The organism is Mesorhizobium sp. M8A.F.Ca.ET.021.01.1.1, assembly GCF_003998025.1.
In the GTDB taxonomy this organism is placed as follows: Bacteria; Pseudomonadota; Alphaproteobacteria; order Rhizobiales; family Rhizobiaceae; genus Mesorhizobium.
This window is the reverse complement of sequence record NZ_RZSJ01000857.1, coordinates 1-1,746: the sequence shown is the minus strand read 5'-3', so window position 1 is coordinate 1,746 and position 1,746 is coordinate 1. Positions and strand designations below refer to the sequence as shown.

1 protein-coding gene is annotated in these 1,746 nt (G+C 69.4%); it reads left to right on the top strand.

What is annotated here, in order from left to right:
* Positions 1-1,746: acyltransferase family protein (locus EOA36_RS34785; RefSeq protein ID WP_145969493.1), on the top strand; the 1,746-nt coding region annotated here is incomplete at both ends.

Genomic DNA, 1,746 nt, shown 5'->3' with positions numbered 1-1,746 from the left:
ATTTCCGGCTGGCTGATATCAACGCATCTGATGCAGGAGATCACGGAGACCGGCCGGCTCGACCTGTGGCGCTTTTATGCCAGGCGCGCCCGGCGCCTGCTGCCGGCCGCCATCTTCGTCATCCTGGCCACGCTCGCCGCCGGCGCCTTCATCCTGGCGCCGCAGGAACAGGCGCTCTATTCGCGCGGCGCCATGTATGCGGCGGCCTACACCATCAATCTGTGGCTGCTGCGCTGGTCGTTCGACTATTTCGCCGCCGATGCCTTGAGCAACCCCTTCATCCACTTCTGGTCGCTGTCGGTGGAGGAGCAGTTCTACCTCGTCTGGCCGGCACTGCTTGTCTTCGCCGCCTGGCTGCATCCGGGCCGGCGCATGGTGGTGGCCGTGATCGGCATCGTCGGCCTCGGCTCCTTCGCGACCTGCCTGTGGCTCACCAGCCTCTCGCCGGCCTGGGCCTTCTACTTCTCGCCGCTGCGCGCCTGGGAATTCGCCGCCGGCGGCCTGGCGACGTTCGCCTCACCCGCTTTGTGGCGGCATCAGTCCTGGCTGCGGGCGGCACAGGGGTGGCTGGGCCTGGCACTGATCGCCGTTGCCTATCTCGCCTTGAGCGAAGACCTGCCCTTCCCCGGCTGGTACGCGCTGTTGCCGGTGGCCGGCACCGTGCTGGTGCTCCTGGGCGGTGCCGGCGAGCAGGGCGACGCTCCTGGCGGCACCCGTTGGCAGGCCCTGGCGCCCGCCGCCATGCTCTCGCTGGCGCCCCTGCAGTGGGTCGGCACGCTCTCCTATTCGCTCTATCTCTGGCACTGGCCCATCATCGTCTATGCCGGCATGCTGGAGCCGGACCTCGGCGTGGCGCAGCGCCTCGGCTGCGCCGTGCTGGCGCTGGCGCTGTCGGCGGCTACCTACCGGCTGATCGAGAACCCGGCGCGGCGCGGCGACTGGCTGGCGGCCGCCGCACGCGCCTTTCGGTTCAACGCCGGCGCGGGCGCAAAACCGCTTCGGCTTTTTCCAGGGCTTGCCCTCGCCCCGGCCCTTGTGCTGACCGCCGCCGGCGTGGCGGCGGCCTACGCCAACGCGCATCTGGCGACGCGCAACATCGACCCCACCCAGCGCGGCATCGAGGAGGCGGCCGAACAGCCTTCCATCGCGCGCGCCGTCGACAAGAACTGCCTGCTCGACTTCCACACGGTGAAACCGAAACCTTGCACCTTCGGCTCGGCCGACGCCGCCCACACCATCGTGCTGTTCGGCGATTCGCATGCCGACCACTGGTCGACGCCGCTGGTCGCGGCGGCAAAACGCAACGACACCAAAGTCGTCACCTACCTCAAATCCTCGTGCCGCGCCTCGCGGCTGTCGACCTTCAACGCCGTGCTCAAGCGCGACTACACCGAATGCGACGCCTGGCGCGAACAGGCGATCTCAGACATCATCCGCCGCAAGCCGCGCCTGGTGGTGATCTCGGAATTCTCGATCGGCAATCTGACGCGCGACATGTCCGCCGCCAGCCGCCAGGCCGAGACCGCGCGCTGGCAGGCTGGCCTGCGCTCCACGCTGCAGGCCTTCAGCAAGGCTGGTGTCGAAACCGCCGTCATCCGCGACACGCCGATCGGCGGCAGCTTCGCGGACGCCTGCGTTGCCCGCGCGCTGTGGTGGCGCGAGGCGCCGTCGCTGTGCGACACGCCGAGGGCGCAGGCCGCCAATGACGGCGTCGCGGCGCAAGAGCGCGCCGTGGTGAAAAGCGTG